Genomic DNA, 25,275 nt, shown 5'->3' with positions numbered 1-25,275 from the left:
TTCCTTATCAGCTCAGTAGAGGTTTTTGGCCGGTGCACCGCCTGCTGAAGAGAGCAGCGAAGCGCGAGAAGGACGTGACGGAGCATTGCTATCAAATGCGACGAATACCTCCGCCGATTCACCCGGACGCAGTTCTCCACGCGGCCAGACCGCTACCGCCAGCGTGCGGTCGCTGCGGCACAGACTCTCATCAAAACGCTGCGTCTGCTGGGTGTTGTTGGTGATCACCCCAACGGTTATTTGTACGCTGCTATTGCCGTACCACTGATGGCGACGGAAATCGCTCCCGAAAGCGCCCGAAATGCGGCACAGGGAGGAAAGCGTCTGCCCCGTGCCACCGCTGGTCATCCCCGCTGGCACGCGGTTCAGCGCCAGGTCGCGCATCGCGCCTTCCACCATCCCTTTGACGTCGGTGTACTTATGACGATTAGTCACCTCATCCATCGCGCTATTAAGCTGTTCGCGCGACTCGGCAGCGATATATCGGGTCGGATCGACCTGGTCACCAATTAAATGCGGCGTAATAATAAACAGCCGCTCACGCTGGGAGGTCTCATAGCGCGTTGAGGTAAAGAGCTTGCCGATCAGCGGAATACTGCCGAGGATCGGGATGCGTCGCTCACGGTCGCCCGTCTCTTTGGAATGGAACCCGCCCAGAACCAGCGAGCGTCGCGCCTCCACCAGCGCCTGGGTGCTGACCGCTGCGTTATGGGTTCCCTGCGCATCGCCCTCATCATCTTTATTGAGCTTGCCATCTTCCACATCAACAATGAGCTGGATAGCCGATTTTTGTGAAGTGGTGATTGCGCGTGGCGTCACCCGCAGGCTGGTGCCCGCGGTGACAGACTGAATATCCGCCACCCTCTCGCCAATGGCGCGTATAAAGGCAGTATCGCTGAAATCAATCACCGCGGGCTGATTCTCCAGCGTGAGGATAGTGGGGTTAGCGATAATGGATGCCGTCCCTTCCCCCTCCATCGCTTCGATACTGGCAAAAAATCGCTGGAAATCGGTCACAAACAGTGTACTGGCACCGGAGAGCATATTGGCGCCGCTGGCGACACTGCCAAACTGACCGGCCAGGTTGCTGGAGAAGCGTTTCAGCGCGCTGCGGTCGATATCGACAATCACTGCATCAATTTCGATCAGCTTTTGCGGAACATCAATGGCGTTAATTAATGCCTGATAAGCGTCCCGGGTTTTCGGATCGTCACGCACCAGCAGCAGGTTGTTACGCACATCCGCTGATACTTTACCCGCCAGACTGCTGACAGGCGCCTTTTTTACGTCCGGAGGCCGGCATATTGCGATTAATCAGCTCGTTTAAAACACTTTGCGACTGTTCACGTGATACCTGTTCATCCTCTCCCTGGCCTGATGACACTTTTCCGGAAGAGGCGTTGCTGGACTGACCCAGCAGTTCATTCAGAATGGTGGCCACCCCCGGCACCAGCAGCTCCTGATCGCGATAGCGAATGGTGCGATCTGCCACGGCCGCATAACGCAGCGGGAATGCCATCATATCTTTATTGGCCCCGGCTTCAGGTTTGCTTTCCGATTTTCGGGCAAATTCCGTTATCTGACGCACATACTCCGGCGGACCGGTCACCAATACCACGCCTTCATCCGGCAGTTCGCCCCAGCCGAAGCGGGGTTCCAGCAGGCCGACACCGCGCAGCGCCTCTTTCAGATCCGGCGCGGCTTCCGGGGAAATCTCAATACGCTGGGAAGTTTGCGCTGCCTGTGGGCTGACGTAGAGCGTGTTGTTGTAGACAAACCACTGAAAGCGATACTCAAGCGCCAGGCGATTAAGGAACGCTTCCGGGCTGTCTGCGCGCAGTTTACCGGTGACATTGCTGTCGCCCAGCGTGCCAAGATTGACCTCAACACCAAAGCTGCTGGCAAAATCGTCAAGAATAATATTAAGCGGGGTATTATCTGCCGAATAGGCATACGCACCATTCTTCCACTCATCCGGCACACGAGCGTTTGTGATGCCCATACTCAGTAGCAGCAGGGTAATGGCCGCCAGCAGGCGGCCCGGAAAAGAAAACGTAAACACGCCTGACTCCTTGATGACAGGGGCTTAGTTAACAGCGTCGATGATCGCTTTACGGATGCCAAATTTGAACTGGGTATATTGCGAACTTGCCCAGCTGGCGTTGGACATATCCTGCAGGCGATTCTGGAAAGCATACATATCCGCAATGCTGAACGATTCGCCCGAAACATCGCGGGCAAACTGATAGGCTTCATGATGTTTGCGGTTTGAGTTGGAGGATAACTGACGCTGTAACAGATCGCTGGAACTCATGATATTGACTCCTCTTGTTGGACACCCCTGTTAAGTGGCGCGACAAGCGAAGCAGTTCCACTGTTTTTGGTTTTTTTATGCATTCTCTTCTGCCAGCGCTGGCGCGAGCTGCTGGTACAGCGTCCGCCAGTTAACCATCAGCTCGCCTGCGTCGGTAATAAGCCGCAAGCGATCTGGCTCAAGCGCCGGGTCGGCGCACAGCGTCCAGCGAAGCTGCGGCTGCGCGACCAGCCAGCCGTTAATCTCCTGCTCCTGCCCGCTGGCGCAATACAGCGTCGCCTGCTGCTGACGCGGATAGTGACGCAACAACTGTCTGAGCAACGCGTGAAAACGGCGCTCATCATCCACCTCATCGAGCAGGTGTTGCAGTGCCTCGTTCAGAACCTTTCCAGCGAGCAACACCAGCTGCGTCTCTTCGGCTGCACGCTGTTCCTGCCAGTCCGCAAAGAGCGTCTGCGCCTGCTGCCAGAACCGGGCTTCCCATTCGCGCTGGCTGGCCGCCCTTTCGGCTTGTGCCTCGGCGCGTGCCTGCTCGCGGATCGTTTGCGCCTGTTTATGGGCCAGCTCGATAATGGAAGCCGCTTCAAGCCTGAGCGCAATTTCCTCACGGCGCAGCACATTACCCGGTGGGGCGCTGCCGCCCTGCAGATGCAGGCTTTTAAGTTTCCACATCGCGCGTCTCTCCCGAATGTTGTTGCACCTGCCAGAGCGCCGTTTCCCATAAAGGACGCAGACGATGGCCAGGCAGTGAAAATGCCGGGTTTACAGGCGCGTCGCTTACAGGGAAGAGTAGCCGCAGGCGCGGCCAGATAGCCGGAAATAGCGCCTGCAGCAGACAGAGGCTGTCGACGCTGCCGCCAGTAGTGAAAAGCCCGGCAGGCAGCCAGCACTCAATGCGCATTCCTTTCGCCAGACGCCGCAACCAGATCTTTAGCTCTGGGGGTAGCGGCATGGCACCGGCGCAAATTTCCGCGACTAAAATCAACAGTTGCGCGCGCTGTTCGCAGCTTAAGTCGCTGATGGCCAGCACCATCGGCTCCGGCGCGACCAGTTCGCCTGATACACCCAGCGTGTGGTGCCAGCACGAGGCATGCTGGCGGAGATAGTGCCTCTGCAAAGGCGCAGATAAACGGGCCAGTGGCTGGGTGCACCAGCTTTCATCAGCCTGTAACCAAAAGTCAGCGTGCCACCAGCGTAACCAGCGCAGGGTAATTTCCTCATCAGGCGCAGCGTTGAGCATAATCAATCACTTCGCCTGTGCAGCCAGGCGCTTACGACTCAGAGCCTGACGAATGAACGCATTTGCCACGAGTAACAGCAGCAGCACCCCAAAGCATGTTGTAACTATCTTAATCATCCCGTAACGTTCCGGGCTAAGCTGAAACGGCCCCAGTTGCACCATTTCAATTTTATCCTGCCAGGCTTTCGCCGGGACAAAGACAATCGCCAGATCGCGGTCATCGCGCCCGCCCAGCCCCGGAATGCTGGTTGCCACCAGCCGGCGAATGCGCGGTTCGATACTGTCCGGATCGAGGTTTTCATGATATTTGATAAATACCGAGGCGGAAGCGGGCTGAACCGGCTCGCCGGGGGCGATACGCTCGGGCAATACGACATGCACACGCGCCACCACGACGCCATCAATTTGTGACAGTGTCGCTTCTACCTCCTGTGACAGCGCATAGATATAGCGGGCGCGCTCCTCCAGCGGACTGGAGATAACACCACTTTTCTGAAAAACCGCGCCAAGGCTGGTTCGCGCCTGATGAGGCAGTCCGGCGGCATTGAGGATATTCACCGCCCGCTCAATGTCACTGCGCGCGACGCTAACGCTAACCCCCTCTTTAGAAACCTGTTTTTCCGCCTCAATCTTAAAGCGGCTCAGTTCTGCCACCACATCGTTGGCATCGTTTTCTGACAGTCCGCTGTGCAACTGAGTCTGATCACCGCAGCCGGTAAGCAGCAGCGCCAGGCACAGAGCACAGAAGCATTTAATGACAGCGCCATTCATAAGATTCACTGCAGGTTGCTGAGTTTATCGACTGACTGAACGGTTTTGGCAATCACTTTGGCGTTCATCAGACTCTCGATATAGTAATCAGAGAGCTGCGCATTGGCGCGGGAGAAATCTTCCGCACTGGATGACCGCGAAGCGACTCTGAGATCGTTAAAGGCTTCTTTTTGCGCACGCTGGTTGCCGCTCAGCGATTGCAGAATATTGCCGACCACGCCAGGCTCTGAAGAGCTCATCTGGCTGCTGTCAGGCGCAGGGCCATTAAGCTTTGCATTAAACCATTGAATATCTTCCGCCGACGGTGCTTCCTGGTACATTTCGACTGACGGAACCGGTTCTGAAGTGAGCAAGGAAGATTGAGAGACTTTCATCAGTAAAACTCCTGTGGCATTAGAGAGCAGGGAGACAAAAAAACACCTCCCTGCCGGAGTCGATTAGTACTGAATTTTGACCTGGGCTGCGGCTGACGCGGCCTGCGCATTACTTTCGGCGATGCCGTTAATGCGCTGGAACTCTACATCGCGATCCATTTTATCGGCCTGGTTTTCCTGCATCTTGTCCATCGCCTGTTGCGAACGGACCATATATTTCGCACCGTTGTAAGCACCGGCAACCTGAGTGTAAGCAGAAGCTGCGTTGGTGATCCCGTTGGAAAGTAAGCTAGCACCTGACATAGTCATTCCTCGCGTTGATGATAGGTTGTAGTTGGGTGTTGCATTCATTAAGTAATCAATGAAGCTATCCGGTTCCATCGCAAAGAAAATATTTATGCAGATTAAGCCTGCTGGCCCACGGCAAGAGAGGTGGGCGATATATCAGGCGGTAAGTTTTAACAGCTTCAGGCGGTGATAAAGGGTGCGCCTGGGAATTCCTAACTCAAGAATGACATCATCGATACGATTGTCGTGCCGGTTCAGGCAGTCGTGGATCAGGCTGCGCTCAATGCGCCGCATTCTGTCTTTTAATAACACGCGCCCTTCCTGCTTTATCTCACAGCACAGCGGCGGTAAGCCCAGCACAAAGCGTTCTGCCGCCGCTTTCAGCTCGCGGATATTTCCCGGCCAGCTATGCAGCAGCAGGGTCTCATCAAGCGCGAGCGATCCTGCCGGCAGAGGCTGATTCAGACGCAGCGCCGCCTCCTGCGTAAACTGGCGAAACATGGGCAAAATCAGCTCCGGTCGTGATCGCACGGTTGGCGTGGAAATTTTAATTGTGTCGAGGCGAAAGAAGAGATCCCGACGAAAACGGCCCTGAGCCACCAGCTGCGCCAGTGGAATTTGTGAGGCGACAACCACCCGCAGATCCAGCCCGATACTTTTGGTGCTGCCCAGTCGCTCTACCGCGCGATTTTCCAGTACACGCAGCAGCTTAGCCTGCATCGTGAGCGGCATACTGTCTATTTCATCCAGAAACAGCACGCCGTGATTAGCACTCTCAATATACCCGGCACGGGAATTGCTTGCGCCGGTGAACGCCCCGGCCATGACCCCAAACAGCTCGCTTTCGGCAAGTGTCTCCGGGATGGCCGCACAGTTGACCGGCACCATCGGGCCACGACAGCCGGAAAGTTGATACAGCCGCTGGGCCAGTGCATCTTTCCCTGTACCCGTTTCTCCCTCGATTAAGACATCTATGTTTAACGGTGCAATCGTATTTAAAATCTTATACAGATGAGTATGGATATCGGTTACGGGCTCCGGGTAACCCGCCGCCGCATCCGGGCGGGAATCAACCTGGCGTAAGACGTTATCCTCACTCTCCTCATCGACAGTCCCGTGGCCTGACTGTGTCCTGTAAAGACGAACCATACATTCTCCATTAGCTTCGCATAAGCGCGCCTTACATGAGGCGCGCTGCTCGTTCAGCACTTGTGGATGTTCTGGAAGCAGAGCCTGATGCAAAGAATTACAAATTTACCGCGGCCTCACTCTCACCCAATCAGGTCATCCCCGCTATCAGTCCAGGATTATTATCTTGTAGGGATAGACGCTCAACCGGTAAGGATTACCCTACAGGACTCACAGAAAAACCTTCAAAAACAGAATGATAAATTCTTAATGGCGGTGCCGCTGGATTTTTATAAATCTGAACCCGCATCACAAAGGGAACATTTTTAGTGGAACCATCACGGGACAACTACCACTCACAGTGCGAGGTAGCATCAGCCTGAACGGTAAAATTGTGCAATCGGCAGTAATCAGGATTGCAAAATGTTACCGCTGTTGCTGCCCAATCAATCGCTGACTTATTAACTCTGAGGAATAAATTCATGAAGATTCCAGGATTTGGTGGTGGGGCTACAAACGCGAACAAAATCGATATGCCTCCGGCAAATATGCCAGGCAAGACGGGGGGCAGTCCGTCAGGTAAACCTGACTTACCCGATCAGCCCGGAAAATCGTCGTTACCTTTTCTCAATAATGCGAAAACAGGCCCGCTCAATTTTGCCAGTAATGCCTTTGACGGCCTGAGCACACTGGCTTCGCTGACCGGTTCAGGCGGAAGTCAGAAAAACGGCCAGGCAAACGGTGCAAACTCGCCTGACGCCCCGTCGGGCGGCGGCTTACTGCAGCAGATTATGATGCTGACAGGCCTGCAACAGCTGTTGGGCGGCGGTAATAAGGCGCAGCAGCCGGAGCAACCGGGCACGCCTGCACCTTCACAGGGCACGAATCACAGCGGCAATCCGCTTGAGCAGCTGATGCAGATGCTTCAGCAACTGCTCCAGCAGATGATGGGGATAGATAAAGGTAAAGGGGCAGACAGCGGAGAATCTGGCGGTAATGCACCACAGGCACCGGCTCAGGGAGCAACTGACAATGGTGGGCAACAGGGCGGAATGATGCAAAACCTGCTGTCCCTGTTAGGGCTTTCTTCATTGTTGCAGGGGCTTTTGGGCGGCGGTGAGGGGCAATCTTCCCAGAAAAATCCGCAAAGCTAACTCAGGGGGGCTTGTATGGTTATGCCAATACCTGGCGGGGGGGGGGGGAATAACCCCCGCTTTTTCACCCGGCAGGCCACTGCCGGGTAACCTGCCATTATCCACTCCCCTGCCCGGCTCCGCGTTCCCGGTCCCGGGCAGCGATCTCCCCATCAGCTACTCCGGTGGGAGCGGAACGCCGCTGGCGGGCCTGTCCGATCCGATCCGGGAGCTTGATCAGCTTTTAACGCAGGCTGGATTGGGGGCGCTTGTCGATCCGTCAGCCGCTGAAGAAGGGACGGTGCCCACGGCGTTATTTGCCAGCGAAACATCCGGTGAAGATATTCCACAGGCACCGGGCGATGGCATGCGAACCAGTGAGAAGGACATCCGCGTCAGGCCGACGGAGGAGAATCTGAAGGGTCGTCCACCGGGTGATAACCGCAGCGCCGAACAGATCATTGATGAAAACCCGGTGCTGAAAAACCTTGGCAACCAGAAAGATATCAAGCAGGCAGAGCTAAAAGAGCGCTTCGGCGACTGGACGGATGCCAATAAAGATCCGAAGAGTCGTGCTGATGCGGCGTATAACATGGCCTGCGTGTTAAACAGCATAAAAGGCCTGAATGCGCGTGATGGCAGCGAGCGGAAGGAGATCTCAGCTAACGACAAAATAGAGGGCATCACCAAAGATGGTGACGCGCGCCACGGTACCGAGGCGGGTGTACTGAAGGATATCGCCGAACAGGGTCTGAAGATGCTGCCGGAGAATAAACAGTTGCCGGAGACGAATGATTCGCACGTTCGTATGGATGGTACCAATAAAGACAACTTCCAGTGGGGCATGGGTGAGTTCGGCAAAATATTGTCGAACATCCCGATTCTCAAATCTGTTGCCGCGCCTTTCTTTAACAATATTGGCGAAGCCCGCAATGTGGGCGAAGTCTTTACCGGTGGCCTGAAAGGACTGGCCGAGGGTGGAATGAGCGCGGCGCGTGGGCCGATTGGCTGGGGCATCACGGCAGCGACCGATACCGTACAGATTGCGGTGGAAAATAGCGGGGGGGAAAGGCAAGAACGAACCGCCGCCGTTTGCCTGATTTTGAAGGCTGCTCATGTTTGTCCCTGTACCCGGTACAGGGACTTTTTTTGCGCGTTATGCAGGTAACGTGCCTTTGCCGCTGGAGATAATGTCGGCAAAGTTGAGCACTTTTCCAACATAAGTCGGATCGCCGGTTCCGGTTTTCGAGATATCCGTCAGATCGTTGACATTCACATTCCCTGGGCCTGAGTTATAAGCTCGCAACCCGGCACCGGGATCGCCCCCAAAAGCCTCCCGCTGCTCTTTCAGATAGAGCGCGCCAGCCATGATGCTGTCTTCAGGGCTGGACGGGCTGGCATCTGGCCCCAGCAGATGCGGGTATCTGCTTTGCAGATCGGCGAAGGTGTTGGAATTAACCTGCATCAGGCCGCTGTCGGAAAGGCCATTACCGCCGTTCACGGTGGTCGCCTCTGTTTTTCCGCGCGACTCCTGCCAGATTTGCGCTGCCAGCACTTCAGGCGCCTGGCTAGTCTCTTTGGCGGCACGCATTATCGCCTGCTCATGATCCAGTAACGGGGCAGGTAAATGTAACCCCGACTCGCCTTTTATCAGCGGGACGCCGCCGGATGCTGGCGTCTGCCGGGCAGGCGTATTTAGTGCAGCATCAGAAGCCGTACCTGGCTGTGGCATTGTACTGGCCGTTAGCGGTTGCTGTGCAGAAGCGGATTCAGTCGGGTTAACAGGCTGCTGCATCGCGGCATTAAACGGTGCGGTGAGCGAAGCCCCCTCTTCTGCTGAGGTGCCCGGCATATCGGCACCGCCGCCACGCCCGGCTCCTGCGCTGTTATTTTGCTGCTGACCAGCGAAGAGCTGTTGCAGCATTAATAGCAGTTGCAGCAATGCCTCTATTTGCGGCCCCAGTTGCTGCATCAGCCCCTGCATCTGTATCGGATCCCGGTTGCTCACACTGTCGGGCGTGGCGGTGAGACTACTGAAATCCGTGCCGCTCATGGCATCATTGCCAAAGTTAATCGCCTGACCACTGGCGCCAGAATCTGGCGGAGTAAACGAGGCTAAATTTTTTTCATCGAGCGCGCTAAAATCAGGCAGTTGCGGCTGTATCGGCCCGAAAGCCGAACCTGACGAGATATTCATTCTTCTCTCCTCTCAACAAAGCGTCATCGTTAGCGCCAGCCAGACTGGCGCCTTTCTCCCGCTATGACCGGGGTACGATTGAGTGGAAAGCGCGAGGCGGGAGTTCCGGGCAGCGCGTGAGACAGCGCAAATTCGGCGTAAAAAAAAAGCCGCATCGCTGCGGCTTTTAAGGTGTGGTATCAGGAGGCTTTTTTCGTTTCTTCAGGTTCTGGCGATCCTGCAGGCCCTGCGGCTTCTGATGACGCGGATGACCCGGATGTCACTGATGATGCTGATGATGTCGGTAAGGAGTCCGGCAGCGGTATCATCTCGGCAATGCGCTCGCTCATCTTCTCTGCTTCAGCTTCAAGGACGGCGATGATGGCCTCATAGTCAGCCTGGGTTAACTTCTCAGGCTGTGGGCTTTTGATATTCGCCAGATCCGGGAACGAGTGCCACCATGCAGAGGTATCACCCGCAGCGCGCATTTCTGATGAACGCTCAGGCGGGGTATTACGTAATGGCCCGGAGTTATGCGAATGTACGCTGTCGCTGTCCGATTCGCCTTGTTCTGACGGCCCTTTCGCCCGGGTACCGGTGCTGGGTGCTGGCGTACCGGCAGGCGTTCTCGCCTCGGTACCCACACTCGGTGCTGGCGTGCCTTCCGGGGTTCTCGCCTCGGTACCGACACTCGGTGCTGGCGTGCCGGCCGGGGTTCTCGCCTCAGTACCTACACTCGGTGCTGGCGTGCCGGCCGGGGTTCTCGCCTCGGTACCCACGCTGGGTGCTGGCGCGCCTTCAGGTGTTCTCGCCCCTGAACTCACCGGGGCTTCCTCTTCTGTCGCGTCGGCGGGCTTCGGGTGCAGCTTGTTTGCCACTGCTCGCTCAGCCTCCTGATAAAGAAGACCGAACACCCCCTGTTGCAGGTAAGAATAGGCGTTTGGCACCAGGGCCGCCGCATTGCCAATGCTTTCGCGGGAAACGCGGAAGCCGGATTTGTTCGCCAGATCCAAAGCGGTCTCTGCCGCACTCGTCTTGCCGGAGGTGAAAAGCTTCTCTGCACCACCTTTGGTCACACGTGCCGCCCCCGCTCCGATGCCCAAACCGAGCGCTTCCATCGTCTCAGAGGCTACCGCACTTAATGCACTCAGCGTTGTAACGCCTTCAACCCAACGTTTTGGTGCTTTGGCGTGTTCCCACACCGCATCGAAGTGGCTCCCCCTCGCCACTATTCGTGTGCCCGCTGGACAGCGACATATAACGATCCTTCCAGTCGTTACGGCCAAATAAAAACTCCGCGCCATGCAGGTTGTCGTAGTAGTTTTCCACAACTCCACTCAATGCACCGGCAGCGGAAGTCAGGCCAAAACCTGCTATCTGGTTGATGGCATAACCCGGCTTGAGCGCACCCTGTATAATCCCCAATGGCTCTGGCCGCGGCTTATTTTCGGGTAATAGCTGGGTTGCACTGGAAATTCCACCCGTCACCGGGTTGCGGACGTTAAAGCCCGTCCCGCCCAGCGCCGTCATTTTTAATTTATGCCCAAATGTCTCGCGTTTTTCTGCCTCATCTTTCATAAGAGGCTCCAGTGCATCCATATCTGCCTGCATCCATCTCGAATCCTGGATGCTGCTACCGATAACCCGAGTGAGCACCGCTTTAAAAGCCACTGCAGTCATCCCCCCCCCCGCTACGCCAGCGACAAAGTTGTGCATGGGCGTGCCCGGCTCCAGCTTCATTGCGCTAGCTATCCCCTTGCCGACCAGATCGCCAGGTACACCGGAAAGGGCATAGGTCATTCCAATCGCCCCCTTTGCCTTGGCCATGATCATCGTGTCGCAGCTGTGAGCCAGTTTGATGACATCTTTTACCTGATCGTCCGTCTGGTGCAATTCATCGTGCAGGGTGACAGCGATTCCTGCCAGGTAATCACGCACGTTTTCTCCGCCTTTACACGCGTTATGCAGAGTAGCTGTAATACGGCTAATCTCTGCAGAACGAGCCCTCGCAGCAGGGGTTGTAGCAGTGACTTCAGTTGTTGATGGCCCACCGCGCGTGGGCATTTCAATCGTTTCGTGATGTACAGGGGAAGGTGTGCGTCTAATTCCATCCATAATTCTCACTCCGCCAGGTTGTGCCGGTTATCACTAACCGGTCAGTTGATAACTTGCGAAATGAGCAACTCACCCCGCAGCGTCAGGGTTGAGTGATGCGCGAGCGAGCCTGGTTTCAAATCAGGAAGAAATTCTAAAAATTTTGTGATGCATCTCACAAAATAGCCGGATGGGTAGCGGTGAAGCACGGCACTTACTTCAGCCCCGAATAAACTGCGCTTCGCACTGCCGGGCGATCTCCCACAGTCTGTTACGGATGACCTGCTTAAGTTGCAGAGTGGACTGCGACTGTGGCTGGTCACGGCGGCTGATCAGCATCACTTCAAACGGCAGGGGTTGCGCTATGGGTAGCAGCTTTAGCTGTTCGGCATAGCGACAGGCGGTGAAGAGATCCACGACGCCCGTGCCGCCGCCTGCCAGCACCATATCCGCAATGACCGAATAGGTTTTAATCGACAACGACACGGCGGGATTCAGTTTTTTATCGCGCAGCGCTCGGTGAAGTACGCGTCCAAGCGGATCCTGAGCCTGCATCATCAGTAGATTATTGTTGCATAACCACGCAAGCGTAACGGGTTCATTACGGGGGTGATTGAGCGGTAACAGCGCGACCATCGAAGACTGAAACAGAGGTTCAGCCAGAAGATCCGCATCGACCTGCTGACCAAAAACCAGCGCGAAATCGAGCTGATTATCCAGAATCATCTGGCATAAGGTACTAAAGTGCTCGGTGACCAGTTCGACACTGACCGAGGCCATCTGTTGCCGCCAGGTGACCAATGCGGGCGCCAGCACCATCTGACCAAAAGCGTGAGCCGCGCCGACGCGAACTAATTGCCCTTCGCCCCGCCGCAGCTGTTCGGTAAGCTGGGTGATAGATTGCAGGCGCTGGCAGAGATCGTCTATTTCAGGCAGCAGACGTCGTCCTTCTGCCGTCACACTCATTCCCTGTATACGTCGCTCAAACAGCGCAAATCCCAATTGCTGTTCAGCATGATTCAGAACACGGCTGATATTCGGCTGCGAGACATTGAGCAAGCGCGCCGCAGCGCTGATGCTGCCGGTCTGTACGATGGCCTGAAAGACCTCTATATGGCGGAGCCGCATGACTATTTTACCCTGGATGGAATACCGAAAACGAAGGCCTCTCCGACAGGCTGTACGCTCAGGTCCAGGCGGAGGGTGAGAAAGCAATCATTATCCTGTTGCAAAAACTGTACCGCAAAACCGGTGCAGGCTCAGCTGCCTGTCTCGCCCCTATCCGTACCCGGCAGGCCTGACTGAAGCCTCTGCAGGGAGCGGGGTTCGCGCTGCCGTGGTGCAGTTAAAGGAGCCCTGGTCAGCAGCGTGGGTTGCGCGGATTTAAGCCAGCAACGATTCTGACTCGTCAGAGGGAAGATGCGCATGCTCAGCCCGCACTACAGGCGTGTGCCTGGCAGCGCGGTTTCAGCAGAACCGGAACGGCGGGCTTAACGGGCTGACGTTGCATGCAGCCCGGGGTAATTTCGCTATGACTGTGTGCTCGCCAGATAAGAGAATGCACTGAGTAAACTGATTAACGTCTCCATATTCTCCGCCTGATACGCCACGGTAACGGCATCCAGGCGCGTGACGCCGGGGATCAGGCTGAACAGATCGGCCAGCACCGGTTTAGTGGCCTGAAGGCGCATAGCGTAAGGTGCCGTCAGGCGGCTCGTGCTCACCTGAGGGGGGATGTTGCAGTGCGGCGCTTGCTGCGGCAGCGATCGCACGCTGTGCCGCTTGTGGGCTGATTGATTCCGCGCAGGTATGCGAAATGGCGCGTTTTACACAGACGTAATTGACTGCTGAGTAGTGTTCCGCAATCCAGCTCTGTAACTGATCGTCGCCGGTGACCAGCAGCAATGGCGTGCCGTGCTCAGCAGCGGCGGCCGCATAAATATCGGTTTCGCCCATCACCAGACCATTGATATGGATACGCCAGAATGCCCGGCCGTTGATGGTATGCGCCAGTACGCCGGGTTCACCTGCTGCGCTGTGAAATCCCACCAGAAACAGCCCGTCGAACGTCTGCTGCTCTATCCCTTCCACCATCGACAGGACACGGGGTTTCCCCTGCACCAGCCGGGCGCGGGGATCAATATTTTCCGCACGCAAATTGGTCATCTGCGCATGGCTGTCTGCCACCACCACTTCCGTTGCCCCGCCGGCAAAAGCCCCCCTCAATCGCAGCATTCACTTCCTGCTCCATCAGACCACGGGCCAGCTGATGCTCCGGGTGGCCGGGTGTACATTGCTCCGGGCGCATGACCCCCCGCGATGCCTTCAATGTCGGCCGAGATAAAAATTTTCATGTCGTTAATCTATCCAGAATCTGCGTCAGTGAGGGGCGATGATGACCGCGAAAGCCGGTAACAGCCTCAGCGCTCAGCAAAGCATCCAGTACAGCCTGTTCAGTTGCATCTGCCGCTGCAGCAAGCAGCGGCTCCAGCGTGTCGTCCTGTGGCGGTTGCGGCAGAGGTTGCGTTGAAAACGCCACCGCAATATCGCCCGAGCCGTGGCCCCAGTAACTGCCCAGCCGTCCCAGGCCGGCACCGGCTCGCTTCGCGATGCGCTTTAACTGACGTGCGTCCAGCGGTGCATCCGTCGCCATGATGATGATGACAGAACCGGCATCCAGCTGCGGCGACTCACCGGCCAGCAGCGGCGCAATCATCTCGCCAGCCCGAACGCCATCAAGCGTTAATGCCTCCAGTGCGCCGAAATTGGCCAGCACCAGCACGCCAAGCGTGGCGTTGAGCGAGGGAATAACCCGCGAGGCGGTTCCGATGCCCCCTTTCAGGCTGAAACAGCTCATCCCGCGCCCCGCGCCGACGCTGCCGCGCGCGAAGTCCGCTGAGGCCGTCTGCAGCGCCTCCTGCGCCATCGCTTCAGTGATGGCCAGCGCCTGGATATCATTCAGCCAGCCATCGTTGCACTCCAGCACCAGCGGATTGACCGTGGGCAGTGTTCGTCCCAGTTCCGGGTTACGACTGATGGCATCCCGCACCAGCGAGGTAAACAGCGTGCCGACCGCCAGCGTGTTACCGAGCAGAATCGGCGTCTGAAGCACGCCAAGCTCCTCTATCTGAATCAGTCCGATGGGTTTCGCAAAGCCGTTCAGGACCTCAACCCCACACGGCAGCGGCGTGAGAAACAGATTGTCGCCCGGCGGTACGATAGCGGTTACGCCAGTCTGCTTTCCGCCTTCATTCAGCGTGCAATGTCCGACACGCACGCCCGCAACATCGCTGATTCGATTGGTGGGTCCGCAGGCGCTTCGCGGCTGCCCAAGCTGACGCAGGTCACGCCAGTGTTTCAGCAGCAGTTCACGCTGCAATTGTTGGAAATCCATAGTCAGCCCTTGAGTTTTGGATCGAGCGTGTCGCGCAGCGCATCCCCAAGCAGATTAAAAGCCAGCACGGTAATAAAGATCGCCAGCCCCGGAAATACGCTCATGTGCCACGATCCGGCCATCATCATGCTTCGGCTCATCGCCAGAATATTGCCCCATTCAGGTACGTCAGGCTCCGGACCCAGTCCAATAAAACTCAGGCCCGCGGCGGTCAGAATACTGGTGCCAATGCGCATAGTGAAATAGACAATCACGCTGGAAAGCGTGCCGGGCAGAATATGCCGCAGGATAATGACTCTGTCTGGTGCACCAGCACAGCGCACGGCTTCAACATAGGCAGCCTGTTTCAGAGAGAGCGTCGAAGCCCGCACGATGCGGGCAAATACCGGCACGCTGAATACCGCGACTGCGATAATGACATTGTTCAGACCCGTCCCCAGCAGCGCCACCACCGCAATGGCGAGCAACATGCCCGGAAAGGCGAATAATACGTCGGCACCGCGCATGATCAGCATATCAACCCAACCGCCATAATAGCCCGCCAGTAAGCCCAGCATGACCCCGACCAGCATGCCGATCGTCACCGACAGCACGCCGATATAGAGCGAGATACGCGCGCCATAGATAATGCGGCTGAGCAGGTCGCGCCCCAGTTCGTCGGTCCCCATCCAGTGTGCCGCCGTTGGCGGCGACGATAACGCCATCCAGTCCGGAGCCATGGGATCCCAGGGCGCCAGCCAGGGCGCAAAAATCGCCACCACAATCAACAGCAGCACAAACCCGCCTGAGACCAGCGCCAGAGGATTCCGCACAAGAGCGTGCAGGAAATCGCGCCACGGCGAACGAATAATCTGAGGCGGATTTTCAGTCAGCGATTGAATACTCATTTTGGCTCCTGTCGCAGACGAATGGCCGGATTGACCACCGCGTAAAGCAGATCGACCAGCAGATTAATCACAATAAATTCAAACACGAACAGCATCACCAGCGCCTGAATCACCGGCTGATCCTGCGCTTTGATCGACTCAATCAATAACCAGCCTAACCCTGGCCAGTTGAAAACACTCTCCACCACGATGGATCCGCCCAGCAGAAAACCGAACTGCAAGCCCAGCATGGTAATCACCGGTATGAGCGCATTGCGCATCACATGTTTCCACGTCACCAGGCGGTTACGCAGCCCTTTGGCTTTGGCGGTACGCACGTAATCTTCCTGCGCCACCTCAAGAAAGGCCGAGCGGGTAAAGCGCGCCATTACCGCCGCAACCGACGAACCCAGCGTGATGGCGGGCAGGACTATATCGCTGGCCCTGTTAAAGCCGCTGACCGAGAACAGCCCAAAAGGCATCGCGACGAACTGGATGAGCAACAGCCCCAGCCAGAAGGCTGGCATCGAAATGCCGCCGACCGCCACGCTCATCAGCGTCCAGTCCTGCCATCTTCCACGTTTCAGTGCAGCCATAACGCCGAATAACAAACCGAGAATGACGGACCAGGTAAAACCCGCTAAGGCGAGCCACAGCGTCGGCATAAAGCCCTCTTTGATCACCTCCAGCACCGGTTGCTGTGTACGATACGTGGTGCCCAGGTCGCCCTGCAGCAGGCTGCCGATCCAGTGGAGATACTGCTGCGGCAGCGGATCGTTAAGCCCGAGGTGCTGACGCGCCGCTTCGATCGCCTCAACCGGCGCATCCGGTCCGGCATAAATACGCGCCGGGTCGCCCGGCATGAGCTTGATAAAACCGAAAACCAGCAACGAGACCACCAGCAAAACCGGGATCATCTCCAGCAATCGGCGAATGATGTATGCAAACATGCCATTCCCTGAAATGAGGTGCGACTGGCCTCCTCACGTCCCTCATCCGTTCCGGACAGGGGACGAGGAAGAAGAGACCGTCTTATTTAAAGGACGCCTGAGTGAACAGTAAATTGCCATCAGGCAGCATCGAAACGCCGCTCAGCGTGTTGCGTTTGCCGACCAGATTGTCTGGCGTGCCAAGGAACGCCACTGGTGCTTCTTTCCACAACACCTTTTGCGCTTGTGCATAGGCGATGCCACGCTTTGCCGGATCGGCCGTCGCCAGCCCGGCAGCAATCGCTTTGTCTGCATCAGCGTTACTGAAGTAGGAGACGTTATACGAGGTCGGAACCCAGGACTCGGTGGCAAACAGCGGACGCAGCGCCCAGTCGGCATCCCCTGTAGAGGTCGACCAGCCGCCATAATAGAGGTCAAACTCCGCCTTTTTCGGGTCCTGAACGCCCCACAACTTAGCGTTGCGCGTGCCAGAATCCATCGGTGTTACCGTGACACGAATGCCTGCCGTGGCCAGTTGCGCTTTCAGCACCTGAGCGGCACGGACGCTGGCCGTGGCGTTGGTCACCCAGAGCTTAAGATCCAGTCCCTCCGGATAACCCGCCGCTTTCAGCAAGGCTTTGGCCTTATCCGGCGCATAGCCGTAATCAGGATCGTCCTGTTTCTGATAAAACTGTACGCCCTCCGGGATCGCGGATGTGGCAGGTTTGCCCAGACCGGCAAAGGCCACTTTCAGCCACAGATTACGGTCAATCGCATAGTTGATTGCCTGACGCACCCGAACATCGGCCAGCGGCTTGTGCTGCGTGTTGATCGCCATGTAATAAAGATAAATGCTCGGATCGCGCTGAATGGAGAGGTGGCTGTCCTGCTGAACGGCTGCGATGAGGTCTGAAGGCAATGGCCAGATGGCATCTACCTGGCCCGATTTCAACGCTGCCACCCGTGTCGCATCTTCGGGACTTGGAGAGAAGATGACATGGTCGACTTTAGGCCATCCCTGCTGCCAGTAACCTGCATATCTGGCCAGCGTAACGGCTTTACCCGGTTTCCAGTCAACAAAGGTAAACGGACCGGTTCCCACCGGATGCAGTCGCAACTGCGCTTCGTCCGGATATTGCTTAAGAATTGACGGGCTCCACATCACTGCGGAAGGATGCGCCAGGGTGTTGATAAAGGCACCGAACGACTGATTCAGATCGATTTTTACCTGGTCGGGTGCCAGCACCGTGACCTTATCAATCATTTTGTAGAGGCTGTTACGCTTCAGCCCTTTTTTCTGATCTGCCAGACGATCAAGGTTCGCTTTGACGGCATCTGCATCAAAAGGGGTACCGTCCTGGAAGGTAACGCCTTTGCGCAGCGTCAGCGTAAATTCGGTGGCACTGTCATTAGAGGTATAACCGGTCGCCAGCCAGGGTTGCAGCTTCATCCGGGAATCAAACTGGAAAAGGCGCTCAAAGATGCCGCTCTGAACCGAGTAGCTGACATTATCCGAGGTGTCGTGCGGATCCAGCCCCGTGATATCAGCATACATTGAAATGCGCAGATCCTGTGCCTGCGCAGTCATGACCAGCGTCGTCGTCAATGCGAGGGCGAGCGAAGTACGGCGAAACAGCGTTTTCATAAATTCTCCTGGTCGTTAAGGATTATTGCAATGCAATGCCGTCAGCTACCCAGTGCTGGGGGGGCAACCTGCCGATATCGGGTTTTAGTGACCGTTTCACCCACCTTACGCAACGGCGAGGGGATTTCGCTGTCATCGAAAATACGGGGCTGACGGTTTTCAGGATCCGCTACCGGCACGGAGGCCAGCAGTCGTTGGGTATAGGGGTGTTGCGGCTGATTAAATACCGACTGACGCGGTCCAAGCTCCACAATCTGGCCGAGGTACATCACCGCGACGCGATTCGCAATACGCTCGACGACCGCCATATCGTGAGAGATGAAAATCCATGCCACGCCCGTTTGCTGCTGCAGGTCCATCATCAGATTGACCACCTGCGCCTGAATCGAGACATCAAGGGCCGATACCGCTTCATCAGCAATAATCACTTTCGGTTTCAGCGCCATGGCGCGGGCAATAGCAATACGCTGACGCTGACCGCCAGAAAATTCGTGCGGATAACGACGCGCGTGCTCTGGCAGGAGACCGACGCTCTTCAGCAGCGCATCTATCTGTGGGGAAGCCTGCTCAAGCGAAGAGACCATGCCATGTAACAGCAACGGCTCGGCAATGGTGAAACCCACCGTCAGGCGGGGATTCAGTGACGCATAGGGATCCTGAAACACCATCTGAATTTCACGGCGGAGCGGCTGGAACTCTGCCTCTTTCAGGTCAGAGATTTCCTTTCCTTCAAAGTGAATACTTTCAGCTTCACTGTTGATAAGGCGCATCAGCGCCCGTCCGGTTGTCGATTTGCCGCAGCCGCTTTCACCCACGATGGCCAGGGTTTCACCTGGCCACAGACTGAAATCAATCTGCTCAACCGCATGCACGTGATGCGTCAGGCTCGATAAGATGCCGCTGCGAATCGGGTAATAGACTTTTAATCCGCGCACATCCAGCAGCGGCGCCACGTCATAGCGAGCGGTATGCTGTTCGCCTTGCACAACCTCGCGGGCACCGGGCAGAGGAAAGCGTTGCGGCCACGTGTGTTCCCGCATATCGCCGAGTTTTGGTACTGCCGCCAGTAACGCTTTGGTATACGCATGCTGCGGGGCGGCAAAAATCTCAGACACGGTTCCCTGCTCTACCACTTCGCCACGCAGCATGACCACTACGCGATCGGCGATTTCCGCTACCACGCCCATATCATGAGTAATAAACAGAACCGCCATTTGTTTATCACGTTGCAGCTCACGCAGAATATGGAGAATGCGCGCCTGTACGGTGACATCCAGCGCTGTGGTAGGCTCGTCGGCAATCAGGAGTTGTGGGTCACAGGCAAGGGCCTGCGCAATCATCACACGCTGCCGCATGCCGCCTGACAGCGAGTGAGGATAGCTTTTCATGACGCGATCCACATCGGCGATACGCACCTGTCGCAGCAATTCACGCACCCGCGCATGGGCCTGCTTTCTGTCGCACTGTTGATGATCGCGTAATGCCTCGGTAAGTTGATCATCAATGCGCAGCACCGGATTCAGCGAGGTCATGGGCTCCTGAAAGATCATCGCCATTTCACGGCCACGCAACGTGCGGCGCTGAGCGTCATCCAGCTTTTCTAACGCATGCATTTTTCCGCTGCGTTCGCGGAACTGCATGCTGCCGCCATCGACACGGCCGTTGTTTGCCAGCAAGCCCATCACAGCCAGCGACGTGACAGATTTACCTGAGCCGCTTTCACCCACGACGGCGACGATTTCACCTGGATGAATGGCAAAACTGATGCCTTTGAGTGCCTGATTCTCACCGCTGCGTCCATGAAACGAGACGCTGAGATCCTGAATCGCCAGCACGGGAGAGGCAGAGGCAGCGCGGGTTGCAGGGGAAGTACTTTGTGTGTCCGTCATCGTCGCCTCACAGAGTTATAGCCAGATACGGCCTTGGGAGTAGCTCAGGAAAGGAGAACTGTCGGCGGCTAGCCAGATGGGGCCATCCAGATCGACGAACTCAGCGTTAACCGCGACGGGCAATGCGGCCTCCATGGCCAGTGACGAGCCCAGCATGCAACCGACCATAATGCGCATATTGAGCGTCCGGGCTTCATCCACCATCGCCAGCGCTTCTGTCAGGCCACCGCACTTATCCAGCTTGATATTGATCATCTCGTAGCGATCGCGTAGTCCGGCAATATCCGCCCGCGTATGGCAACTCTCATCGGCACAGACCGGTATGGGATGTTTGAAACGTTTCAGGTCATGGTCCTGTCCGGCGGGAAGGGGTTGCTCCACCATCGCGATGTTGAAGGCCTTCAGTGCCACCAGCAGGCTTTCCAGTTCCAGACCCGACCAGGCTTCATTGGCATCGATAATGAGCGTGGCATGCGGTGCCGCCGCGCGAATCGCTGCTACTTTTTCCAGAATCGCATTACGGTCGAGCTTAATTTTGAGCAGGAGGGCGCCACGTGATACGGCATCCGCCGCCGCCAGAGCCATACATTCCTGCGTATCGAGGCTAAGGGTTTCTGCCGTAATGACCGACTCTGGCTGAGAGCAGGTGCTCTTTTGCCAAAGCGTCTGATTAGCCCGTGCGCCATCAAGTCGCCATAGCGCACAGTCCAGCACGTTGCGCGCTGAACCGGCGGGTAAGCGGTGTTGCAGATCATGATGGCTGAGGCCCGACTCAATGTCAGTGCGTACCGCTTCGAGCATGGCCTGAACGCTATCCGGCGTCTCATCGTAGCGGGCCGTTGGTGTACATTCGCCCTGCCCGATGAACCCCTCCTGCTCCAGCGTGACACGGATGACCGTCACGGCGGTACGGGTACCGCGTGCGATAGCAAAGGGTCGCGCCAGCGGCAGCTCACCACATCAATCTGCAACTTTCTCATTTCAGCCACGCTCCTGAAGCAGTGCGGCGATCTCATCAATACCAAAACGCACCGGATCCGTTGCCGGTAAGCCGAACTCAGCGCTGATTTCGGCGCAATAAGCGAGCGCCTCTTCTTCGCTGTAATTGGAGGTATTGATAGCAAAGCCAGCCAGCTGAACGGACTCACTGGTCACCTGCGCGGCACGCAGATTGGCTTCAACGCACGCCTGCAGGCTGACCATGGGCTGGTGTGGCAAATGACGCATGTGAGGTCGTCCCATTTCATGGCACATGACCAGCCAGTGTGGTTGCGCACCGTGCATCAGCCCCATACTGACGCCCGCATAAGAGGGGTGGAACAGTGAGCCCTGGCCTTCAACGATATCCCAGTGGTCCTCGTCATTCGCCGGTGAAAGCGCTTCTGCTGCACCGGCAATAAAATCAGCGATGACCGCATCCACAGCAATGCCCTCCCCCTGCGACCAGAATGCCGGTCTGCCCCGTGGCACGAAAATCGACTTTCAGGCCACGCGCGCGCATCGCCGCTTCCAGCGCCAGTGAGGTGTACATCTTGCCCACTGAGCAGTCTGTACCCACGGTCAGTATCCGCTTACCTGAACGCTTCTTACCGCTGCCCACACTGAGCGCTGGACGCATATGACGCAGGTCAAAAAGCTCAACGCCAGAAGCCTGTGCAAGCGTCACCAGTTCCGGTTCATCCACCAGTCGGTGGTGCAGACCACTGGCCACATTCATGCCTGCTTTAATGGCACTTTTGATCGTTTCCAGCCAGTGTTCTGGCAGATAGCCCCCCGGCATTGGCAGTGCCAAGCACCAGCGTTTTTGCGCCGCGCGCTTTGGCGCCGGGAATATCCAGTTCATCCAGACCCAGACTGACCGTGCAGCCCGGCAGTTTAATTTCGCCAACGCACTGCTCCGGCCGCCAGATATGAATACCGCGCGCCGTTTTTGCCGCAAGGGGATCGGTAACATCGCCAAGAAAGAGTAAATAGGGTTGTGGGATTAGCATGTTGTCTCTCGTTTCAGCCAAAAGATCAGGTTCTGAAACCACTATTTCATGCGTTCTGAAAGGTGACGAATGCTTGTTTAGCAGGAGGGTATAACGGCAGGTTATAGCCAGAGGTAATAGTGATGATGGATGGGTTTTTCAGGGGGGATTGGGACAGGGGATGGAGTAAAAGAAGGAGTGGATCATAGGAAAAAGATCGTGTTGAGAGAAAAATAGAAGAGAGTCGCGGAATGGGTATTCCGCGATAACAGTACTACAGATCAGTATGGGTTATTTCATGCGACGCTGCCGGGCGACGCTGGCGAGACGTTGTGTCCGGCAGTAAATGGCAAACAGGATGAAAGCCTGCCCATTAAGTATCCAGCGAGCACCCACCAAAGCCGCGAGTGCCAGAATCAGCCACAGGCCCGAGTGGCTACCCATAACTACGCTGTAGCTCAAGAGTAAAACGGTCGATATAAGCAACATCGCACAGACGTAAGCCAGCGCCGCCACACCGGCTGTATGGCCTCGCGCAAGCAGGTAACTGGCCGTGAGTATCGCGCCAATAACGACGATTGAGGGAACAAAAAAACTCAACGCATGTATCTGTGGACTGAGCGGAGGTAAAGCGTGTAGAAACGTCAGCAAATCAAATGCAAATGCAATCAGCAACAGCATCAGCACTATCGCAACCGGGAAGCCGTTTTGCCGGGGAAGCGACTCAGCAGGCTGTTTAAAATAACGTTCAAGCTTTGTAGTGGAACGGGCAAGTATCGAATTATCCTGCCGTGCGATTAACTGATCTATTTCGCGACCCTGTTGCAGTAGTTCAGTGATACTTCGCCCGACAAGCCATGATAGAAATTGCATTAAAATACCGCCAGTGATTGAATTGTTCCCACAATATAGCGCCCGGAGCGCGGCACATTACCTGGAGCAGCAATGATACCACTGACAGCACTGCCTGCCACAGCCGCTGCGCTCGTGACGACCTGCGCGAGTTGCTTAACAAGTTCTTTTTTGCACCGACTCTACAGGGAAACGCTTTGGATAAAGTCCTGCACGGATGGCGGCTTTAAGCTCTTTATTACTTATACCAGGGTTTTGTGCCTTAATGATTAATTCAGTAAGGCGAGCCCGGTCCTGCCTTGGATAGTTCCGGAGCCACTCCGTTGCTTTTAAAGAAGAGACTGATTTCATCGCTCGCCATGTTGCCAGGGCTTCTTTTAACGCACCGCCCACACTGGCTAGTGAAATAAGGTCAAGAGACGTTGAAGTGGCAACGTACCAATCCTGAGAGTCCAGCCACGCTACGTTTTCACCACCGTTTTCGACGAGATCATAAACCCGGTAAATACCATTGACACATTGCACGCCTGTTGCGGCAGCGCCAGCATAACCAATAGCAACAAGCACGCAGCTACTGCCAGCGGTTATAGGCGTTGCTGAAGCGCCGATAACCGCTACGCCAGCGGTGATAATCATTGCACCACAAGAAAGCACGGTCGAGGCAATCTCCGTTCCCATTGAGGTTACGCTTACTGCTTCACTAAGTGACTTGCCCGTATTAGACGCTGTGGCTTGCTTAGGCGTTTTGGTCACAATCAGATGTGTAACGATACCACTTTGACCATTAGGATGACGCTGGCCAGGCCGAACAAGATAACGCTGTGCGCCATCCGCATAGATGATGCCAGCCTGATAAAACTCCCGAGTACAATCCATTGCTGCACCCAGCGCTTTGAAATCAAAATCAGGTGCCCCATAACCGGTCATCCTCGCGATGTCATAACCCGGTAAGTTATTCTCGGGATTCATTCCTGGCATGTTCATTTTATCTCCTTATAGGCTCATAATGATAAAATAGAGTTTTAATACATTGAAATTCGAAATGGAAAAACCATTATTATCGCATCAGAACAATATATCAATATGCAGGTGATACACGAAAAAATCATCATCCTTTGATTAACCGAAAAATATCAACCATACCATTTATCAACACATCAATAATGATAATTAATAGCAGAACCACATTCAAAAAGAAAAAGTCTTTAGCAGATTAATTACCATCTGAAATAACATTCACCAGAAAATCCTCATCATCGTGAAAATATCACCAGCGGATCTTTTATCATTTCTGCCAGCAGTACGGGAATAAATTATACATTGATATCATAAATCCACATTCATTATCGACGACTAACATATAAATGTTATAGCTTTGTTAAAATGCCATTTAGCTAAAATTATAAAATAACGTCTTCATAGAACTGATGATTTACAATCAATACCACACAATATATATCCCACAATTAAATGATCTCTCTTCCGATTGTACCGTTACTTTCCCCCATTCAAAACCCCAAACGTGTCCATAAGGGGGATCCTTTAATTCACCCTTATAATTATTGGGATATCTATTTAGCATCCATGCAAACATTCTTTTTTCTTCTTCCTTTAAAGCCTTTACATTTGCTCTTTTTTCCCAATCAGATAGACTTTTATAAAAATCACCTGTTTTACTGGTGAGGAAAACAAGCGCTTTAAAAGAAAAAACAGCCGGATTGAATTCCACAGTAAATGGTTCATCGTGCCAACTGACGTCCTCTGAAAAAAAACGATATTTTCCAACTGGTGTCAGATCATCAACTGAATTAAAAAACAAGGACTTAGTAAAAGCCTCGTAAGATGAAAGATCTATTTCACTCCCATCAATATGTAAAGCTCCATTTGACTCGTCTAAATTCATTATTTTCATATGTCAATTACTTTTCCAGGTTTCAGTTTAAGCCGAGCTTCTTCCGGTATAAAGAACTGCAGCCCTCCCCCCTTCCCCATGTTTAGGATTGGCTTCAGCACGTCCTCTGGCTACAAATATATCTTCTGTAACGTAATAAGCTCTCACCTTTGAACGCATTGGATATGCTGGGTTCAACTCAACTTGCAAAGCTTCATGGTAGCCAAGTGGATCACCTTTATGTTGTTTGACTGTAGGATGACTTACAGTATAAGCAGGTAACTGATCTCCATTAGGATAAAGGGCATAAAGAATCGTCCC

20 protein-coding genes and 5 pseudogenes are annotated in these 25,275 nt (G+C 55.2%); 2 read left to right on the top strand and 23 right to left on the bottom strand.

The genetic code is table 11. From position 1 onward, the window contains the following. Nucleotides 1-12: 12 nt before the first annotated feature. The 8 genes and pseudogenes from sctC to JNO11_RS07785 form a co-directional block, all read right to left on the bottom strand. A pseudogene (sctC, locus tag JNO11_RS07820) lies at nucleotides 13-2,002 on the bottom strand (type III secretion system outer membrane ring subunit SctC). Between the two features lie 84 nt (nucleotides 2,003-2,086). Next, nucleotides 2,087-2,314, bottom strand: coding sequence for an HrpF protein (locus JNO11_RS07815; protein ID WP_069026120.1), 228 nt, complete (start codon nucleotides 2,312-2,314; stop codon nucleotides 2,087-2,089). Nucleotides 2,315-2,389: 75 nt separating this feature from the next. Further along, the gene (gene sctL, locus JNO11_RS07810; protein WP_159226354.1) at nucleotides 2,390-2,986 is read right to left on the bottom strand and encodes a type III secretion system stator protein SctL; all 597 of its coding nucleotides are present in this window, start codon (nucleotides 2,984-2,986) and stop codon (nucleotides 2,390-2,392) included. Next, nucleotides 2,973-3,554 carry a serine kinase gene (locus JNO11_RS07805; protein ID WP_325177652.1) on the bottom strand — a complete coding sequence of 194 codons (582 nt, stop codon included), beginning with the start codon at nucleotides 3,552-3,554 and terminating at the stop codon, nucleotides 2,973-2,975. Before JNO11_RS07805 ends, sctL begins: the two co-directional genes overlap by 14 nt. 6 nt (nucleotides 3,555-3,560) lie before the next feature. Next, entirely contained in the window at nucleotides 3,561-4,325 is a 765-nt protein-coding gene (gene sctJ, locus JNO11_RS07800) for a type III secretion inner membrane ring lipoprotein SctJ (RefSeq protein ID WP_124889900.1), read from the bottom strand. Nucleotides 4,326-4,330: 5 nt separating this feature from the next. Then, a complete protein-coding gene (locus JNO11_RS07795) occupies nucleotides 4,331-4,699 on the bottom strand; it encodes an EscI/YscI/HrpB family type III secretion system inner rod protein (protein WP_010669966.1) in 369 nt (122 codons plus the stop codon). Between the two features lie 63 nt (nucleotides 4,700-4,762). Continuing rightward, the gene (locus tag JNO11_RS07790) at nucleotides 4,763-5,002 is read right to left on the bottom strand and encodes a hypothetical protein (protein ID WP_010245940.1); all 240 of its coding nucleotides are present in this window, start codon (nucleotides 5,000-5,002) and stop codon (nucleotides 4,763-4,765) included. A gap of 141 nt (nucleotides 5,003-5,143) precedes the next feature. Next, the gene (locus JNO11_RS07785) at nucleotides 5,144-6,136 is read right to left on the bottom strand and encodes a sigma 54-interacting transcriptional regulator (protein ID WP_325177146.1); all 993 of its coding nucleotides are present in this window, start codon (nucleotides 6,134-6,136) and stop codon (nucleotides 5,144-5,146) included. A 461-nt stretch (nucleotides 6,137-6,597) separates the two neighbouring features. On the opposite strand from JNO11_RS07785, the gene JNO11_RS07780 reads away from it, so the two are divergent. Both JNO11_RS07780 and JNO11_RS07775 read left to right on the top strand, forming a co-directional pair. After that, nucleotides 6,598-7,269 carry a hypothetical protein gene (locus tag JNO11_RS07780; protein ID WP_010669965.1) on the top strand — a complete coding sequence of 224 codons (672 nt, stop codon included), beginning with the start codon at nucleotides 6,598-6,600 and terminating at the stop codon, nucleotides 7,267-7,269. Between the two features lie 238 nt (nucleotides 7,270-7,507). Then, a complete protein-coding gene (locus tag JNO11_RS07775) occupies nucleotides 7,508-8,416 on the top strand; it encodes a hypothetical protein (RefSeq protein WP_325177145.1) in 909 nt (302 codons plus the stop codon). On the opposite strand, the gene JNO11_RS07770 is transcribed toward JNO11_RS07775, so the two are convergent. The 15 genes and pseudogenes from JNO11_RS07770 to JNO11_RS07700 form a co-directional block, all read right to left on the bottom strand. Beyond that, entirely contained in the window at nucleotides 8,405-9,445 is a 1,041-nt protein-coding gene (locus JNO11_RS07770) for a lytic transglycosylase domain-containing protein (protein ID WP_325177144.1), read from the bottom strand. The genes JNO11_RS07775 and JNO11_RS07770 overlap by 12 nt on opposite strands. A 179-nt stretch (nucleotides 9,446-9,624) precedes the next feature. Next, on the bottom strand, nucleotides 9,625-10,653 hold the full coding sequence (locus JNO11_RS07765) for a hypothetical protein (protein WP_325177143.1): 1,029 nt from the start codon (nucleotides 10,651-10,653) through the stop codon (nucleotides 9,625-9,627). Then, nucleotides 10,589-11,362 carry a hypothetical protein gene (locus JNO11_RS07760; RefSeq protein ID WP_325177142.1) on the bottom strand — a complete coding sequence of 258 codons (774 nt, stop codon included), beginning with the start codon at nucleotides 11,360-11,362 and terminating at the stop codon, nucleotides 10,589-10,591. Before JNO11_RS07760 ends, JNO11_RS07765 begins: the two co-directional genes overlap by 65 nt. A gap of 375 nt (nucleotides 11,363-11,737) precedes the next feature. Next, nucleotides 11,738-12,646, bottom strand: a complete 909-nt coding sequence (locus JNO11_RS07755) for a LysR family transcriptional regulator (RefSeq protein ID WP_010669961.1) — start codon at nucleotides 12,644-12,646, stop codon at nucleotides 11,738-11,740. 401 nt (nucleotides 12,647-13,047) lie between these two features. Further along, nucleotides 13,048-13,872 (bottom strand): annotated as a pseudogene (locus JNO11_RS07750) (M55 family metallopeptidase). Then, nucleotides 13,869-14,912, bottom strand: coding sequence for a P1 family peptidase (locus JNO11_RS07745; protein ID WP_325177141.1), 1,044 nt, complete (start codon nucleotides 14,910-14,912; stop codon nucleotides 13,869-13,871). Before JNO11_RS07745 ends, JNO11_RS07750 begins: the two are co-directional and overlap by 4 nt. A gap of 2 nt (nucleotides 14,913-14,914) precedes the next feature. Beyond that, nucleotides 14,915-15,799, bottom strand: coding sequence for an ABC transporter permease subunit (locus JNO11_RS07740; protein WP_010669958.1), 885 nt, complete (start codon nucleotides 15,797-15,799; stop codon nucleotides 14,915-14,917). Then, the gene (locus tag JNO11_RS07735; RefSeq protein WP_060680040.1) at nucleotides 15,796-16,728 is read right to left on the bottom strand and encodes an ABC transporter permease subunit; all 933 of its coding nucleotides are present in this window, start codon (nucleotides 16,726-16,728) and stop codon (nucleotides 15,796-15,798) included. The genes JNO11_RS07740 and JNO11_RS07735 overlap by 4 nt, the downstream gene beginning before the upstream one ends. 82 nt (nucleotides 16,729-16,810) lie before the next feature. Beyond that, nucleotides 16,811-18,352 (bottom strand): glutathione ABC transporter substrate-binding protein, encoded by a 1,542-nt coding sequence (locus JNO11_RS07730; RefSeq protein ID WP_325177140.1) that lies wholly within the window; start codon nucleotides 18,350-18,352, stop codon nucleotides 16,811-16,813. Nucleotides 18,353-18,374: 22 nt separating this feature from the next. Further along, nucleotides 18,375-20,241: pseudogene (locus JNO11_RS07725) on the bottom strand (ABC transporter ATP-binding protein). A 15-nt stretch (nucleotides 20,242-20,256) separates the two neighbouring features. Next, nucleotides 20,257-21,221 (bottom strand): annotated as a pseudogene (gene dgcA / locus JNO11_RS07720) (N-acetyl-D-Glu racemase DgcA). A gap of 1 nt (nucleotide 21,222) precedes the next feature. Continuing rightward, nucleotides 21,223-22,232, bottom strand: a pseudogene (gene dgcN / locus JNO11_RS07715) (N-acetyltransferase DgcN). A 270-nt stretch (nucleotides 22,233-22,502) separates the two neighbouring features. Next, nucleotides 22,503-23,084 carry a hypothetical protein gene (locus tag JNO11_RS07710; RefSeq protein WP_325177139.1) on the bottom strand — a complete coding sequence of 194 codons (582 nt, stop codon included), beginning with the start codon at nucleotides 23,082-23,084 and terminating at the stop codon, nucleotides 22,503-22,505. 135 nt (nucleotides 23,085-23,219) lie between these two features. Continuing rightward, nucleotides 23,220-24,047: a hypothetical protein gene (locus JNO11_RS07705; protein WP_325177138.1), complete on the bottom strand. Its 828-nt coding sequence runs from the start codon at nucleotides 24,045-24,047 to the stop codon at nucleotides 23,220-23,222. A 454-nt stretch (nucleotides 24,048-24,501) separates the two neighbouring features. Then, nucleotides 24,502-24,975, bottom strand: coding sequence for a hypothetical protein (locus JNO11_RS07700; protein ID WP_050679903.1), 474 nt, complete (start codon nucleotides 24,973-24,975; stop codon nucleotides 24,502-24,504). Nucleotides 24,976-25,275: the final 300 nt, after the last annotated feature.

The sequence above is a fragment of the Pantoea sp. 1B4 genome, assembly GCF_016925765.1.
In the GTDB taxonomy this organism is placed as follows: Bacteria; Pseudomonadota; Gammaproteobacteria; order Enterobacterales; family Enterobacteriaceae; genus Pantoea; species Pantoea agglomerans.
The sequence above is the reverse complement of the archived record's forward strand: the minus strand, read 5'-3'. Positions and strand labels throughout refer to the sequence as shown.

What these genes read in the sequence shown, in the direction of transcription:
- JNO11_RS07815 (WP_069026120.1), bottom strand. Translation starts at nt 2,314, where the DNA reads ATGAGTTCCAGCGATCTGTTACAGCGTCAGTTATCCTCCAACTCAAAC.
- sctL (WP_159226354.1), bottom strand. Translation starts at nt 2,986, where the DNA reads ATGTGGAAACTTAAAAGCCTGCATCTGCAGGGCGGCAGCGCCCCACCG.
- JNO11_RS07805 (WP_325177652.1), bottom strand. Translation starts at nt 3,554, where the DNA reads ATGCTCAACGCTGCGCCTGATGAGGAAATTACCCTGCGCTGGTTACGC.
- sctJ (WP_124889900.1), bottom strand. Translation starts at nt 4,325, where the DNA reads ATGAATGGCGCTGTCATTAAATGCTTCTGTGCTCTGTGCCTGGCGCTG.
- JNO11_RS07795 (WP_010669966.1), bottom strand. Translation starts at nt 4,699, where the DNA reads ATGAAAGTCTCTCAATCTTCCTTGCTCACTTCAGAACCGGTTCCGTCA.
- JNO11_RS07790 (WP_010245940.1), bottom strand. Translation starts at nt 5,002, where the DNA reads ATGTCAGGTGCTAGCTTACTTTCCAACGGGATCACCAACGCAGCTTCT.
- JNO11_RS07785 (WP_325177146.1), bottom strand. Translation starts at nt 6,136, where the DNA reads ATGGTTCGTCTTTACAGGACACAGTCAGGCCACGGGACTGTCGATGAG.
- JNO11_RS07780 (WP_010669965.1), top strand. Translation starts at nt 6,598, where the DNA reads ATGAAGATTCCAGGATTTGGTGGTGGGGCTACAAACGCGAACAAAATC.
- JNO11_RS07770 (WP_325177144.1), bottom strand. Translation starts at nt 9,445, where the DNA reads ATGAATATCTCGTCAGGTTCGGCTTTCGGGCCGATACAGCCGCAACTG.
- JNO11_RS07755 (WP_010669961.1), bottom strand. Translation starts at nt 12,646, where the DNA reads ATGCGGCTCCGCCATATAGAGGTCTTTCAGGCCATCGTACAGACCGGC.
- JNO11_RS07745 (WP_325177141.1), bottom strand. Translation starts at nt 14,912, where the DNA reads ATGGATTTCCAACAATTGCAGCGTGAACTGCTGCTGAAACACTGGCGT.
- JNO11_RS07740 (WP_010669958.1), bottom strand. Translation starts at nt 15,799, where the DNA reads ATGAGTATTCAATCGCTGACTGAAAATCCGCCTCAGATTATTCGTTCG.
- JNO11_RS07735 (WP_060680040.1), bottom strand. Translation starts at nt 16,728, where the DNA reads ATGTTTGCATACATCATTCGCCGATTGCTGGAGATGATCCCGGTTTTG.
- JNO11_RS07730 (WP_325177140.1), bottom strand. Translation starts at nt 18,352, where the DNA reads ATGAAAACGCTGTTTCGCCGTACTTCGCTCGCCCTCGCATTGACGACG.
- JNO11_RS07710 (WP_325177139.1), bottom strand. Translation starts at nt 23,084, where the DNA reads ATGCAATTTCTATCATGGCTTGTCGGGCGAAGTATCACTGAACTACTG.
- JNO11_RS07705 (WP_325177138.1), bottom strand. Translation starts at nt 24,047, where the DNA reads ATGAACATGCCAGGAATGAATCCCGAGAATAACTTACCGGGTTATGAC.
- JNO11_RS07700 (WP_050679903.1), bottom strand. Translation starts at nt 24,975, where the DNA reads ATGAAAATAATGAATTTAGACGAGTCAAATGGAGCTTTACATATTGAT.